This is a genomic window from Bifidobacterium sp. UBA744 (genome assembly GCA_002298605.1).
Classification (GTDB): domain Bacteria; phylum Actinomycetota; class Actinomycetes; order Actinomycetales; family Bifidobacteriaceae; genus Bifidobacterium.
Genome location: DBKS01000051.1, coordinates 1 through 14,508, shown reverse-complemented (window position 1 = coordinate 14,508; position 14,508 = coordinate 1). Strand labels below are relative to the sequence as shown.

11 protein-coding genes are annotated in these 14,508 nt (G+C 63.7%); 7 read left to right on the top strand and 4 right to left on the bottom strand.

Features of this window, described 5'->3' with window-relative positions; genetic code table 11:
• Positions 1–61: 61 nt before the first annotated feature.
• The 4 genes from B2994_RS05255 to B2994_RS05240 all read right to left on the bottom strand — a co-directional run bounded on the left by B2994_RS05255 (position 62) and on the right by B2994_RS05240 (position 5,627).
• The gene (locus tag B2994_RS05255; protein ID WP_291527324.1) at positions 62–1,057 is read right to left on the bottom strand and encodes a formate/nitrite transporter family protein; all 996 of its coding nucleotides are present in this window, start codon (positions 1,055–1,057) and stop codon (positions 62–64) included.
• A gap of 286 nt (positions 1,058–1,343) precedes the next feature.
• Positions 1,344–1,796, bottom strand: a complete 453-nt coding sequence (locus tag B2994_RS05250) for an Hsp20/alpha crystallin family protein (protein ID WP_291527323.1) — start codon at positions 1,794–1,796, stop codon at positions 1,344–1,346.
• Positions 1,797–1,995: 199 nt separating this feature from the next.
• Positions 1,996–3,078: an alpha/beta fold hydrolase gene (locus B2994_RS05245; protein WP_291527322.1), complete on the bottom strand. Its 1,083-nt coding sequence runs from the start codon at positions 3,076–3,078 to the stop codon at positions 1,996–1,998.
• 8 nt (positions 3,079–3,086) lie between these two features.
• Positions 3,087–5,627 carry a S9 family peptidase gene (locus tag B2994_RS05240; RefSeq protein ID WP_291527321.1) on the bottom strand — a complete coding sequence of 847 codons (2,541 nt, stop codon included), beginning with the start codon at positions 5,625–5,627 and terminating at the stop codon, positions 3,087–3,089.
• A 262-nt stretch (positions 5,628–5,889) separates the two neighbouring features.
• On the opposite strand from B2994_RS05240, the gene B2994_RS05235 reads away from it, so the two are divergent.
• From B2994_RS05235 to pknB, 7 genes are all read left to right on the top strand, one after another.
• Positions 5,890–6,591: an FhaA domain-containing protein gene (locus B2994_RS05235; RefSeq protein ID WP_291527320.1), complete on the top strand. Its 702-nt coding sequence runs from the start codon at positions 5,890–5,892 to the stop codon at positions 6,589–6,591.
• 35 nt (positions 6,592–6,626) lie between these two features.
• Entirely contained in the window at positions 6,627–7,178 is a 552-nt protein-coding gene (locus B2994_RS05230; protein ID WP_291527319.1) for an FHA domain-containing protein FhaB/FipA, read from the top strand.
• 3 nt (positions 7,179–7,181) lie between these two features.
• Positions 7,182–8,744, top strand: coding sequence for a PP2C family protein-serine/threonine phosphatase (locus tag B2994_RS05225; RefSeq protein WP_291527318.1), 1,563 nt, complete (start codon positions 7,182–7,184; stop codon positions 8,742–8,744).
• Positions 8,741–10,300, top strand: a complete 1,560-nt coding sequence (locus B2994_RS05220; protein ID WP_291527317.1) for an FtsW/RodA/SpoVE family cell cycle protein — start codon at positions 8,741–8,743, stop codon at positions 10,298–10,300. The genes B2994_RS05225 and B2994_RS05220 overlap by 4 nt, the downstream gene beginning before the upstream one ends.
• A complete protein-coding gene (locus tag B2994_RS05215) occupies positions 10,297–11,754 on the top strand; it encodes a peptidoglycan D,D-transpeptidase FtsI family protein (protein WP_291527316.1) in 1,458 nt (485 codons plus the stop codon). Before B2994_RS05220 ends, B2994_RS05215 begins: the two co-directional genes overlap by 4 nt.
• The gene (locus B2994_RS05210) at positions 11,751–12,728 is read left to right on the top strand and encodes a serine/threonine-protein kinase (protein ID WP_291527315.1); all 978 of its coding nucleotides are present in this window, start codon (positions 11,751–11,753) and stop codon (positions 12,726–12,728) included. The genes B2994_RS05215 and B2994_RS05210 overlap by 4 nt, the downstream gene beginning before the upstream one ends.
• Positions 12,725–14,508, top strand: a 1,784-nt coding sequence (gene pknB, locus B2994_RS05205) for a Stk1 family PASTA domain-containing Ser/Thr kinase (RefSeq protein ID WP_291527314.1), incomplete at its 3' end; no start/stop codon positions are given. The genes B2994_RS05210 and pknB, both read left to right, overlap by 4 nt.

The following is a 14,508-nucleotide window of genomic DNA, read 5'->3' as shown; positions in this document are numbered from 1 at the left end:
ACGGTATCCGGGCTGTTTCGCATTCGAGGGAGCCTCGCCTCGGACGCGCAAACTTCGTCGATCAGGCCTTCCCGGCCGCCGGGGCATGGGCGTCGATGTCCTTCAGGGCGGATTTGTGGAACTGCACGACAACCGGCTCATTGCCATGCGGCTGATCGTTGTTCATCACGGCGAAATTCAAGCCGATCAGCAAACCGCCGCCGACGAAATTACCCAGCAGGATCACCACAATCGCGGCGATTTCCAGCAGCGGATTGCCGACGCCGTTCAACCCCACGATAAGGAACAGCACGGAGTCGGCCACGGAATGCTCGAACCCAAGGAACGCGAAGACGAAAACCGCGACCACCATGATCACGCATTTGGTGAAATCATTGGTGAGCTTGCCGTTGTAGACCATCAGCATGCCGATGTTGATGCAGAAGTTGCAGAAGATGGCGCGCACGAACAAATCGGCCACGCCCATCGGGCCGGCGAGCAGATATCCTGTTTTGAGATTCACCGCGGCGATCATCTGGTTCATCACCGCGCCGCCGTCGATCGTGGAGAACCGCAGCAGAATGGCCACGACCAGGCCGCCAACGAGATTGCCGGCGAAGCACAGCACCAGAATATGCAGGCTGCGCGGCCAGTTGATGCGATGATGGTATGCGCCGATCGACACGATCATCATATTCGAAGTGAGCAGTTCGGAATTCGTATAGAAGATCAGCACCAGCGCCCAGCCGAAGGTTATCGCGGCGAGCACGCGACCGATCACCGGGAACCCGGCCGGCACGCCCGCGCCGGAGAACGCCGCGACGATCACGAAATACGAGGTGAAGAAAATGCCCACGAACAGACCGGCCATAATCGCGCGCTGCATGTACTGACCCACCAGCTCACCGGTCATCTTCTTCTTGCTGTCGAGGGCGTCGAGCACGGTGCTCACAAAGGTTCGGCCGGGGAACAGCTTCGCGTCGGCGGCGGGCACGGACGGCCCGGCCGGCGCGGAAATGAACGAGGGGGATTGTCCGGATTGCCGATCCGGCTGAGAGGCGGAACGCTGATCAATCATCACACATCCAGTGTGGCACGACAAGGGCGCGCCCGCAGCCCCCGTTCCTATGATGTCGCTCACACATGATGGCTCCTCCCGCGCGGCTCCTCTGTCATCCAAACACAAACGGAAACACAAAGGCGCCGGACAAGAGGCTTTCACCTTTCATCCGGCGCCTTCAGTGATTGGCATTGTCTCCCGCCGCCCGCAACCTAGTCGGCGTTGAACGCGTAGCGCGGACGGCGCGCAAAACCAATGTCCGCCGGCAGTCCGCCAGCGGCATCAGCCGTATCGGCGGCAGCCGTCATCCCTCGATGGCGATCTGGTGCTTGGCCTCGACCTGCGGCTGGTCCTGCATCTTCGGAACCTGCAGGCACAGCGTACCGTTCTTGTAGCTGGCGTGAATGTCGGACTCCTTCACATCCTCACCGACATAGAAGCTGCGAGAGCAAGAGCCGGCGTACCGTTCACGGCGCAGCCACTTGCCATCCTCGGCCTTGTCGTCATGCTCGCTGTTGCGAGACGCCGACACGGTCAGATAACCGTTCTGTAGCTCAAGGTTGATGTCTTCCTTCTTGAAGCCGGGCATGTCGATGTCGACGTCGTAGCCCTTGGCGGTCTCGCGCACATCGGTGGTCATCATGTTGTTGGCCATGACCTGATCGCCGTTGGCGGTGTTGCGCCAACCCGCAAAGAACGGATCGTCAAACAGATCAGAGAACATCGTGTCATTCATCAAAGCCGGAAACATTGCCATAATCGGTACTCCTCGAACAGGAGAGAACCGGCTTGGCTTCCCGCCCGCATCGAACCTTTCGGATCCGCGCGGGCGGATTATCGTGGCCGGTTCCGGAACCCTCCCGGGCTCTCAACCTTCACCTTTCACTCCACCCAATTCCCGGCGCGCCCATTCATTCCGGATTTTTGCCCACAGTGAACAGCCGCCGCGGAAAGCGCTACAGCGCCATGGTGAGCGGATCGTCGAAGAACTCGAGAATACGATGCACATACGGCCCCAGCACGGCGTTGGGCATCGAGAAAATCTCATGCAGGGATTCGGGAACGCGCACGATCCGCGCCTGGCCGCCACCGTCCTGAACCAGTTTGACGAACCGGTCCTGGGGCCCGTTCAGCACCCACATATCGCGCCCCGCCTGGAACACCAGCATCGGGGTCTCCACCTGGGCGCAGGCCGAGGGGCGAATCACCGAGCTGGACAACCGCAGCGCCTGACGCACCCATTCGAATGTGGCCGCATAGGTCTGATTGCATTCGTCGTCGATGCGCAGCTGCTGGAACCAGCGGATACGGGCCTCCGAGGCCCCGGGATGGTCGGCCATGCTGATCTCGGGCGTGAATTCGGACTGCCCGAACACGATATGCCGGCCCAGACCAAATGCGCACACGCCTTCGGCCAGTATGCGCGCCAGCCAGTTCGGCATGCCGGTGGAAGGCGCGATCATGGGCGCGGTCAGCACCGCCTTGTCGAACAGCGTGGGATGCTGTTCCAGCACCGCGGCCCCGATGCCGCCACCCATGGAATGCGCATAGAGGTTCAGCGGCATGCCGCCCGCATACTGCTGACCGACGGTGGCCGCAAACGCCTCCAGATCGGCTACGTACCGACGCCAATCGTCGATCCACACCAGCGATTTGTCGTCGATGTCGCGCACCGAATGACCATGCCCGCGATGTTCGAGCACGCATACCGAGTATCCGGCGAGCAGAAAATACCACACCATTTCGGCATATTTGCCGGCGAACTCGGTGAAGCCGTGACTGATCACGATGGCGCCGCGGAAAGTCGCCGTGGCGCTATTGGCGCGAATCGCGTCAAATTTGCCGGCATCGTAGCACACGTAATGCAGTTTGCCGGGCGTGGGGGCCGGACCGAGGCCGTCGGGTTGCTCGGTGGTCGCGCCCGCCTCAACCGCCTCGGCGTCGAACCAGCCCTCGTCCTTGCAGCGTTCGAGCGCCGGCAGCACCCGATCCGCCATGCAGCCGGCGTAATTGGACTCGTCGATCAGTTCGATGTGCATGGCTCAGATCACTCCTCGTCGTCCGCGCGGGCCGCGCCATGGGCCGCGCCGCCGAGCCCCAGCGCGTCGTAGAGGAAATCACGCTGCAGCACCAGCAGGTTTTCGGCCACGGTTTCGTCATTGGTCATATGCGTGATGCCGGTGAGCGGCAGGTAGGTGTGAGGCCGTCCGGCCGCCATCAGCGCCTGCGACAGACGCAGCGAATGGGCGATGGTGACGTTGTCGTCGGCGAACCCGTGGATGATCATCAGCGGCCGCGTGAGTTTCGGGGCGTCCTGCACAATCGAGTTGTAGGCATACACCGACGGATCGAGGCCAAGATAGCGCTCGGTGTAGTGGGTGTCGTACAGCGTCCAGTCGGTGGGCGGGGCGCCCGCGCAGCCGGCGTGCACGGTTTCGGGGGCGTCCAGCACCGCAAGCGCGGAGAGGAACCCGCCGTACGACCAGCCGATCATCGCGACCTTCCCGAGGTCGGGCTGCGGCCATCCCGCCAATTCGGGGGAGTCGTCGAAGGCACCCGGCAATGCGTGCACCGCATCCACCTGATCGGCGAGCGTGACGTCCTTCATGTTTTCGAAGATGGCGCGGTCCCACACCGGCCCGCGCCCCGTGGTGCCGCGGCCGTCGGCCGTCACCACAAGGAACCCCTGATCGGCCCACCACTGCGATTCCCAATGGTAGTTTTGCGCCGCCAGAGCCTGCTGGAATCCGGGGCCGCCGTAAGGCTTGAGCAGCACCGGCAGCTTCTTTGCCCGAGCATACGGGCTGCCGGCGCTCGGCTTGGTGACGGCGGTGATCAGCCCGCGCTCCCCCAGCTTCACAAACCGCGTTGTGATGGGGAATCCGGGCTTGGCGGCGATGTTGCCGATCACGCCCGCCACATCGCGATAGACCGTGGCACCCGCCCGCCCGCCGGCGGCATCGGGTGTCGCATCGGGAAGATGCAGCACATGGATCATGGTGGCCTTGGCGGAGTCCATGGTGCGGCCGGACACCACCTCGCCCCTGGCCCCGCGCGATGCGGTCCACACGCCCGGACGGCTGACCATCGGCAGCACGTCGCCTTCGAAGGTGAGGCTCACCACGTCATAGCAGCGGGCGTCATGCTCCGCGGCGGCATCGGTCCACGCCCCGGGCACATCCGGCGCCAGCGCGGGGTCGCGCTGCACCACGGCCAGCACATCGGAATCAGTCACGTCGAGCACGGTGCGCACGTTGTAGCCTTTGGGCGTGAACGCCACCCCGTCCACGGTAAGTCGGTTGGTGTCGGCTTCCATATCGTTGAGGGCGCAAACCAGTCGCCCATCCGGTGTGAAGGAGGGCGTGCCGTCCACGATGTCGATCCACTGGTCGTTGTGATGCGTTGCAAGCACACGGGTGTTGCCGGCGGTCATGGAGTTCGTTGCCGGATCATAGGTGAAATCGGCGTCCACCTGCAGCACCTGGTCGTTGCGCTGGCAGCGGTCCTGCACCAGCAGGATCGGATCATGCCCGTGCCGCCAGTTCACCCGGGCCACGTACTCATAGGTCGCGCGATCCCAGCGGATCGGCACTTCGGTGATCACATTGCAGCCGCCCTGTTCGGCGAAGTCGAATTCGGCCAGGGTGAGCCGCACGTCGGCGTTCCGCGTCAGCGCCTGCGGATAGCGGCGGCCTGCGGCGGGGGCGGCGGGATTGGCCGGATCGCTCACATACCATACGGGCTCGGGCTCGGTGTTGAAGGTTTCGAAGATCACATGCCTGGAATCCGGAGCCCACCAGAACCCGTCGTAGCGGTTCATCTCCTCACCGGCCACGAATTCCGCCAGACCGATGCGCCAATGCCTGACGATCCGCGCGGCCCGGGTGGCGTCATAGACAAAACCGTCATCCGCTTCGGACTCCGCCCCAGACTCCCCGTCGCCGGAGTAGAAGTCCTCCACCACCTCACGCACGTCGGCCACCACGCCGATCGCGTCCCGCGCCTCATCGCCGTCGGCTGGCCAGTCGGCGATATCGACCATGATCAGCAGCGTGCCGGTGGAATACAGCACATGGCGGCCGTCCGGACTGATACGCGGATTGAGCACGGGAGTGAAGTCGTCGGATTCGTCAACGCGCAGTTCGCGGGTGCGCGGCGTATCGCCGATTTCCGTCACAAACAGCTGCCCGTTGATCGTATAGGCCACGCGATGGCCGGCGGCGTCCACCGAATAGCTCACAATGCCCGCACCGCCTTCGCGGGCGCGCTCTCGGCGGGCCTTCTCCTCAGCGGGGACGTCCTCGCTGTCGGCATCGGACAGCAGCTCGCGCGGGTCGGCCAGCTTGGTCTCGACATGCCGCGCACGACCATGCGCATCCGGCTCGCCAAACCAGCTCATCCAGAGGCTTGTCACCAGATCCTCCGGGCCATCCGAACGCAGGAACAGCGCCCGCGAACCGTCACCGATCACCTGGGCGGCGCGAGGCGCGCCAGACTGGAATCGCAAGGTCCGGGCCCTGGCCCGCGGAAACGCCGCGATCGCGGCGGCCGTATCGGCGGTTGCGTCCTCAATGATCTCGTCAGCCATGTCAACTCACTTCCGTTCGCAGTCAATGTCACGCGACGCCACGTCATGCCACGTAATGCCACCCATTGTCGACCCACCCCCACCCGGAGCGCAAAACCGAGACCGAAACCCCGCGGATCGCCGCCTCCTTCCCCACCGGACCTCCCCTTTCCCCACCGAAGCGTCAAAAACCGCCACGAATACTTGCAAGTGTTTCACAACAGCGGCAACGACTATCCGCCAAGCCGCGTACCATGGGATGCAGTATTAGAAAGGGAGTATCATGAGCTTTCTCGATCGCTTTGAAAAGAAGGTCGAAGGCACGGTAAACGGCGTGTTCTCAAAATTCGGCTCCAAAGACCTTCAGCCAGTCGACCTTTCCAGCGCTCTGGAGCGCGAGATCGATGCTCAGGCCATGCCCGTGGGCCGCGACCGCACGGTGGCTCCGAATGAATACCGCTTCAAACTAAGCACGCCGGATTTCGACCGCATCGAATCGTGGGGCTCCGAGGCCATGGCCAACGAACTCGCCGACAACCTCACCAAATACGCCGAAAGCCAGCATTACGCCTTCATCGGCCCGGTGGTCGTGATCTTCGAGGAGGATCTCGAACTGACCAAGGGCGATTTCCACCTGTCATCCGAATCCGTGCAGGGCAATGCCGCGCCGGTCACCGCGCCCAGCGAGACGAAGGACTGCCCAGTGCTGGAGATCAACGGTCGCCAGTACCTGCTCACCGCGCCCAAAACCGTGCTGGGCCGCGGCTCCAACTGCGACATTGTGATTGACGATCCGGGCATCTCCCGCAAGCATCTGGAAATCGACATCACCGACAAGGGTGTTATCGCGCGTGACCTCGGCTCCACCAACGGCACCTATGTCGAAGGCCACCAAGTGCCGGCCGCCACTCTGCTCGACGGCAACACCATCACCATCGGCCGCACCCGAATCCTGTACTGGGCCACATCTCAGGAGCAGGAGTAGCCGCGCGAGCGACTGCCTAAGGTAAAGTCGGCATTATGACCGAGTTGACATTCGCACTCCTCAAGTACGGGTTTCTCGTACTGTTATGGGTGTTTGTTTGGCTTGCCGTGCGTTCGCTGCACCACGACACCACGGCGTTCGCGCCAACCTCATCATCGCAGGCCCGCCGCCGCCGTGAACGCGCGGCCAAGCGGGCGGCGCAGGCACCGGTTCCGCAAGCCGGACCAGCCCCTCAGCCGACTCCCTCACGCCGCATGGGCGGCTCCAATCACGGCGCGCAGACCAATCAGAGCTCTCCCGCCTTGCTGGTGGTTATCGACGGCCCTCTCGCCGGCGCCACGGTTCCGCTGAACGACAACACCATCACCATCGGGCGCGCGGCGTCGAATACCGTGGTGCTGAATGACGAATTCGTGTCCGGACACCATGCCCGCGTATATCTCGACCCGTCTTCCGGTCAATGGGTTATTGAAGACCTCGGTTCGATGAACGGCACCGTCGTCGCGGGTCAGCGCGTCACATCCCCCACCGTGCTTCCCGCCAGCGTCCCCGTGCGCATCGGCGCCACCACACTCGAGTTGAGGTAGCCGATGACCGATTCCGCAGCGTTATTCCTCTACTCCACCACGGTATCCGATGTCGGATACGTGCGCAGCAACAATCAGGACTCGTCGTTCGCAGGCGAGCGCCTGATCGCCATTTGCGACGGCATGGGAGGCCATGCCGGCGGGGATACCGCTTCGACGATCGCGATTCGTTCCCTCGCCCATATCGAGCGTACCGACACCGCCGACACCGCCAGAAACCCCCGGTCCCCGATCGACGTCCAGTCCGTGGCCGAGATGATGGAGAATTCCGTGCTGGCCGCCCACGACGCGATTGTGGGCAAGGCCCGCCGAGAGCGCAAGCTCGCCGGCATGGGCACCACGGTCACCGCCGTGGCGCTGGTGCAGGGTCATTGGGTGTTGGCGCATATCGGCGACTCCCGGGCCTATTTGCTGCGCGACGGCCATCTGATTCGCATGACCCAGGACCACAGTTACGTGCAGCATCTGATCGACACCGGCCACATCACGCCCGCGGAGGCCAAGAACCATCCGCAGCGCAATGTGGTCATGCGCGTGCTGGGAGATTTTGACATCGACCCCCGCCCCGATATTTCGATACGCGCCGCCAAGCCGGCCGACCGTTGGCTGTTGTGCTCCGATGGGTTATGCGGCGTGCTTGAGGATTCGACGATCGCCACGGTGATGGCGTCGATGCCCGACCAGAACGAATGCGCCCAGCAGCTGGTGCAAATGGCCCTGAAGGCCGGCAGCACCGACAATGTGACCGCCGTGGTGGCCGACGCCACGTTGGCCCTGGACGCGAACGCCTTTGATCTGCCGCATCAGACGCCGCTGATCGGCGGCGCGGCCAGCGCCAGCCTGGAGCCTATCGCGGACATCGTCGACGAACCGGTCGCCACCTCCCCCAAGCTGAAGGATGCCGGCACCTCGCCGGCATCCCGCGCCGCGAAGCTGGTGCAGCCGTCGCATGCCCGCGGCAACGGGAACGATGCCGACCCTGGCCAGACAGACGCCCAATCGGGCCGGCGCGTGGCGCAGCCGTCGATGGAACGCGCGGAAACCGGCGAACTGCAGGTACCCGACACCGGTGAGATACCGGTCATTCAAAAACGCGACGGGCGCACGGTGTCCGACCCCAACGACCCGGAGGTCGCCAAGGCGATCGTTCATGAGCAGAAAACCCAGGAAGGCACGGCCCGCAAACGCAAGCACCGCATCCGCGCGCTTGTGGCGGTACTGGTCGTCGCGCTGCTGGCCGCCCTTGGCGGCGGGGCCTACGGCGTGTACGCATGGAGCCAGACGAGATACTATCTGGGCAACTCCAAGGGCATGGTGGCCATCTACCAGGGCGTGCCCACGGATCTGTTCGGCCTGCAGCTCAGCCATGAAGTCGAACGCACCGACATCGCGGTGATCCAGCTGCCCGAGAACTGGCGCGAGCAGCTGCGCGACGGCATCACGGTCGACAGTCTGGCCGCGGCCCGCGAGCGCACGCGGTACATCGCCGACCAGAAGGATGCCATGGCGACCCCGAGCCCGAGCCCCTCTGAGACCCCCTCCCCGACGTCGGAGGCCGCGCAATGACCGCCATACGACTTCGCCAGCTCGGATTGCTGCTGCTGTCCTTCCTGATCGTGCTACTGGGCTTCTTCCAGATGTTCCAACGCACCGAAGCGGCCATGCCGATGCAATACAGCGTCATCCTGCTGGTCACCGGCGCGCTGTTCGTGGTGTTGTGGGCTCTGCTGGCCAAATTCCAACCCTATGGGTCGCAGACGATCATTCCCTGCGTGGCGCTGCTGGCCGGCGTCGGCACCACTGTGATCGCGCGCATCGACGTTCATCAGCACACGGCGGTGGCGTTTCGCCAGCTGGTCTGGATGGACGCCGCCCTGGCACTCTGCTGCATATTGGTGGTGGCGCTGCGCGACTACCGTGTGCTGCGCCGCTTCTCGTATGTGAGCATGGTGGTCGGTTTGGCGCTGCTGCTCGCCCCCATGCTGCCCGGCCTCGGACACGAGGAGGGCGGGTCGCGCATTTGGATCAAGATCGGCCCGTACACCATGCAGCCGGCCGAATTCGCCAAACTGTTCCTCGCGTTCTTCTTCGCCGCCTATCTGTTCGATCATCGTGACCAGCTGGCCGTCGGGGGCAGGAAGATCCTGGGCATTCGGCTGCCGCGCATCAAGGATCTCGGACCGATCGTCATTGTGTGGGCCGTATCGATGGGCGTGCTGGTCATGCAGCGCGATCTGGGCACCTCGCTGATGTTCTTCGCCATGTTCGTTTCGATGCTGTACGTGGCCACCGGCCGTAAAAGCTGGATTGTGATCGGCATCGCCGCCTTCGCACTGGGGGCCGTGGCCGCCTCGATGATCTTCAGCCATGTGGGTAACCGCATCACCGGCTGGCTGCACCCCTTCGACAGCGATGTATACAACGCGGTCGGCGGATCGCAGCAGGTGGTGACCGGCGTGTTCGGCCTTGCGGCCGGCGGCATGACCGGAACCGGCCTGGGACAGGGCCACCCGTATCTGACCTATCTGAGCTTCTCCGATTTCATCTACACCTCGGTGGGCGAGGAACTTGGGCTGATCGGCGTGCTCGCCATACTGCTGCTCTACCTCGTCATCATCGCCTCCGGCATGATCACAGCGATGAAAATCAAGGACGGATTCGGCAAACTGCTGGCCTCGGGGCTTGTGTTCACGATGGCGTTCCAGGTGTTCACCGTGGTCGGCGGCACCACGCTGGTGATTCCGCTCACCGGTCTCACGCTGCCGTATATGGCGGCCGGCGGATCGAGCCTGATCGCCAATATGGTGCTGGTGGTGCTGCTGCTCGTCATCTCGAACGCCGCGAACAAGCCGCAGCCGGACGTCAGCTCCGACGACTTCCAGTACGAGGCGCTGGCCATGCTGCGCGAGCAGGAAGTGCGCAAGCGCGAACACCAGCTTCAGGAGCAGCGCAAGCAGGACAGCCTGGCTACGCAGGCAATCGTGGTGCGGTCCGCGACGGCATCCGACGATGTGGGCGAATCATCCGACGACATAGGCGAAACCCGCGAGCAACCGGCCATTACCGAAGAGCAAATCGGCGAGTATCGTCATGCCCGCCATGGGCAAGGAGGCGTTCAATGAACAAATCCCTCCGGCAACTGTTCACCGCGGTAATCGCATTGTTCGTGGTACTGGGACTGTCAAGCACCATCATCATGGCGGTTCGCTCCGCCGAATTGAACGCGGACCCCCGCAATCGCCGGGGCCTGTACGCCGAATACGGCGCGTCCCGCGGCGCGATCCTCGCCTCGGACGGCACCGTGCTGGCATCCTCCGATCCGGTGAACGACGCGTTCAACTATCAGCGCAAGTACGCCGACGGAGCCACCTTCGCAGCCGTCACCGGCTACTATTCGATCACATCGCGCACCGACCGCGGCATCGAGGCCTCACGCAATTCGATACTGTCCGGCCAGTCCGACAGCCTGTGGCTGAACCGCATCACCTCGCTGTTCACCGGGTCGGAGACCAAGGGCGCATCGGTGGAAACCTCCATTGACGCGAAGCTGCAGCGCGTGGCCATGCAGGCGTTGGGAAGCAACGACGGCGCCGTAGTGGCCATCGAGCCGAAAACCGGCCGCATCCTGGTGATGGCGAGCACGCCCAGCTACGATCCGAATTCCCTCGCCACGCACGATGGGCAGAGCGCCATCAGCGCTTACCAGACCGTCGTCAACGACGAGAAGAATCCAATGCTCAACCGCGCGCTGAACGAGAACTTCCCACCCGGCTCCACCTTCAAGCTGGTTGTCGCGGCGGCGGCCCTCGAGTCGGGCCAGTACAACACCGACACGCAGATCCCCGCGGGAGCAAGCTACACACTGCCCGGCACCGCCACCAACCTGACCAATACGTCGGCGCAGGCCGCCGGCAGCAACGGCCAGATCAGCCTGAACGACGCGCTGACTTGGTCCAGCAATACCGCCTTCGCCCAGCTTGGCGTGAAACTCGGCGACGAGGCGATCAACGAGCAGGCGACGAAACTCGGATTCGGCTCGTCCATCACCGTTGACGATGCCGATTCCGGCGACCGTGCCATGACGTCGGCCTCGTCGAAGTTCCCGACAACGAGCAGCGACGACAAACTCGCCCTCGCTTCGATCGGACAGGGCGACACCGTGGCCACACCGTTGCAGAACGCCATGGTCGTCGCGGCCATCGCGAACGGTGGCAAGCTCATGAAGCCAACGCTTGTGGACCGCGTACGCGGCGCGGATCTGAGCGTCATCTCCTCAACCCAGCCGACGGTGATGTCCGAGGCGTTCTCCAGCAACACCGCGGCCGCCCTGACCACCATGATGAAATCTGTGGTGGATCACGACGCCCCCACACTGCAGTTGTCACAAGGTGTGGCCGCGAAAACCGGCACGGCGCAAATCGGTGACGGCAGCAGGAACGACGGCTGGACGGTGGGATTCGCCCCGGCGGACGACCCGCAAATCGCCGTGGCGGTAGTGGTGCACAGCGTAACGGGCTATGGTGTTTCCACCGCGGGCCCGATAATGAAGAAAGTACTGCAGGAGGCGCTGAAGTGAGACTTATCGAAGGACAGCTCATCCACCGGCGCTATCGGCTCGACCAGCGTCTGGCGCAAGGCGGCATGGGCGAGGTGTGGAAGGGCTACGACATTCAACTTGGCAGGCCCGTGGCCATCAAGGCTTTGCGCCGCGACACCAAAGACACCGAGGCCAAGCTCAAGCGACTGCGTGCGGAGGCCCATAATTCCGCCAATCTGGCGCATCCGAACATCGCCGCGCTCTTTGAATACTATGAGCATGACGGCATTGGATTCCTGATCATGGAATACGTGCCCAGCAAGTCGCTGGCCGATCTCTTCCACGAGAGGGGCGCGATGAGTCCGCTGGAGCTGCTGCCGATTCTGATTCAGACGGCCCGCGGCCTGTTTGTGGCGCATTCGCACGGCGTGATCCACCGCGATGTGAAACCGGCCAATATCATGGTGTCGGACAACGGCGAAGTGAAGATCACCGATTTCGGAGTCTCGTACTCCACCAACCAGGCGCAGATCACGCAGGACGGCATGGTGGTGGGCACCGCGCAGTATATTTCCCCCGAACAGGCCCAGGGGCTGACGGCGACGCCCCAGTCCGACATCTATTCGCTTGGCGTGGTGGCATATGAGGGCCTGGCCGGCCACCGTCCCTTCACCGGCGCCACCGCGGTCGACATCGCCGCCGCGCAGGTGAACGAGGCCGTGCCGCCGCTGCCCGACTCGGTGGACAAGCAGCTCGCCCATTTCGTGATGGCGATGCTCGAGAAGGATCCCAAGGACCGCCCCGCCGACGCGCTGGTCGTCTCACGCACGCTTGCCAAAATCGAGCGGCGTCTGCTCGATCAGGAGACGCCCAACACCGAAACCATTCTCGGGGCGGGCGCTAAACTTCCCCGCCGTGTGGCAAGTTCGCCGCATCAGGTCAGCCGGCTGCTGAATTCGTCGGGAATGATCATGAACACCAGTCAGAACACCAGTCAGGAGGTATCGCAATGAGCGCGCTCATGCCCAGCACGTTGGCGAACGGCCGCTACCAGCTCAGCGAACTGGTGGGGCACGGCGGCATGGCCGAAGTTTACAAGGCCCTGGACACACGGCTCAATCGCACGGTGGCGGTGAAGATCATGCGATCCGATCTCGCCATCGACCCGATTTTCATCGCGCGCTTCGCCCGTGAGGCGCAGTCGGTCGCGCGCATGAACAACCCCAATATCGTCTCGATCTACGATTCCGGCGACGAGATGCTGACCGTTGAAAACGGCCAGACCGAACGCGTGCCGTATCTGGTGATGGAATACGTCAAGGGCCAGACGCTGCGCGACATCATCAAGGCCAATGGGCCATTGAGCCAGCGCGATGCCGAACAGGTGATGCTGGGCGTGCTCAACGCGCTCGACTACTCGCATCGCATGGGCATCATCCACCGCGACATCAAGCCGGGCAACATCATGATCTCCGAAGCCGGCATGGTGAAGGTGATGGACTTCGGCATCGCCCGCGTACTCGACGACTCCGCCGCCACCATGACCCAATCGCAGGGCGTGGTGGGCACCGCGCAGTATCTGAGCCCCGAACAGGCACGCGGCGAGTCCGTCGATGCGCGCTCCGACCTGTATTCGGCCGGCTGCGTGCTGTACGAAATGCTGACCGGCAAGCCGCCGTTCACGGGCGATTCGGCGGTGGCCATCGCCTACCAGCATGTTTCCGAAGTGGCCACGCCGCCCAGCACGCTGGTGCCCGGACTGCCGTCCATGTGGGATTCGATCTGCGCCAAGGCCATGGCCAAGGATCGCCTGAACCGTTATGCGACCGCCGCGGAGTTCAAGAACGACGTGCTGACCTTTATGAACGGCGGCACCCCGGTCGCCGCGGCCTTCAACCCGCTGACCGACCTGAGCAACATCCGCACGCGCAAGGCCGCCGAAACGGCGGAAACGACCGCCATGCCGGCCGCCACAACCACCATGGCCATGCCGCCCGCCGCCGACACCGCGGCGCCGACCCAGGCGTTCAATCCGGCAACCGGGCAGTTCGAGACCATCACCCCGTCCAACGCCGCCGTCACCGGAACCCTGCCGGCCACGCGTTCCGCCCAGCGCGCGGCGGAGGCGACGAAAAAGAAGAAGCGCAACACCATCATCGGCCTGGTCGTCGGTCTGCTGGTACTCGCCGGCATCGTGTTCGGCGCCTGGACGTTCATGACGCGCGACAAGACCGAATATGTCAGCGTACCGACCATCTCCTCGTCAATGACCGAGGAAATGGTGCGCAAGACCCTTGCGAACGCAGGTCTGCAGCTCGACAAGCAGGAGGACACCGATTCCACGCAGCCCGCGGGCACACCCACCAAGCAGGATCCGGCCGGCGGCGCACAGGCAGCCAAGGGCAGCGCGGTGAAGGTGTGGTTCTCCACCGGTCCGCAATCGGTGCAGGTGCCTGCGGGCCTTGAGGGACTGACCCAATCCGCAGCCCAGGAAAAGCTCAAGGCCGCCGGATTCACCATCAATCCGTCGAATAAGACCGAGGACAGCGCCACGATCGGCAAGGATCTGGTCACCCGCACCGATCCGGCCAGCGGACAAAGCGCCACCAAGGGCTCGCAGATCACCATCTACACGTCCAACGGCATGACCACGGTTCCCGATTGGACCAACAAGACGCAAAGCGACGTGGAGTCCGAGCGGTCCAGCAACTATCCGAAGTTCCAGCTCACCATTCGCGAGGAGGCCTCCGACACCGTCGCGCAGGGATCGGTGACGCGCACGTCTCCCGCTGC

What these genes read in the sequence shown, in the direction of transcription:
- B2994_RS05255 (WP_291527324.1), bottom strand. Translation starts at nt 1,057, where the DNA reads ATGATTGATCAGCGTTCCGCCTCTCAGCCGGATCGGCAATCCGGACAA.
- B2994_RS05250 (WP_291527323.1), bottom strand. Translation starts at nt 1,796, where the DNA reads ATGGCAATGTTTCCGGCTTTGATGAATGACACGATGTTCTCTGATCTG.
- B2994_RS05245 (WP_291527322.1), bottom strand. Translation starts at nt 3,078, where the DNA reads ATGCACATCGAACTGATCGACGAGTCCAATTACGCCGGCTGCATGGCG.
- B2994_RS05240 (WP_291527321.1), bottom strand. Translation starts at nt 5,627, where the DNA reads ATGGCTGACGAGATCATTGAGGACGCAACCGCCGATACGGCCGCCGCG.
- B2994_RS05235 (WP_291527320.1), top strand. Translation starts at nt 5,890, where the DNA reads ATGAGCTTTCTCGATCGCTTTGAAAAGAAGGTCGAAGGCACGGTAAAC.
- B2994_RS05230 (WP_291527319.1), top strand. Translation starts at nt 6,627, where the DNA reads ATGACCGAGTTGACATTCGCACTCCTCAAGTACGGGTTTCTCGTACTG.
- B2994_RS05225 (WP_291527318.1), top strand. Translation starts at nt 7,182, where the DNA reads ATGACCGATTCCGCAGCGTTATTCCTCTACTCCACCACGGTATCCGAT.
- B2994_RS05220 (WP_291527317.1), top strand. Translation starts at nt 8,741, where the DNA reads ATGACCGCCATACGACTTCGCCAGCTCGGATTGCTGCTGCTGTCCTTC.
- B2994_RS05215 (WP_291527316.1), top strand. Translation starts at nt 10,297, where the DNA reads ATGAACAAATCCCTCCGGCAACTGTTCACCGCGGTAATCGCATTGTTC.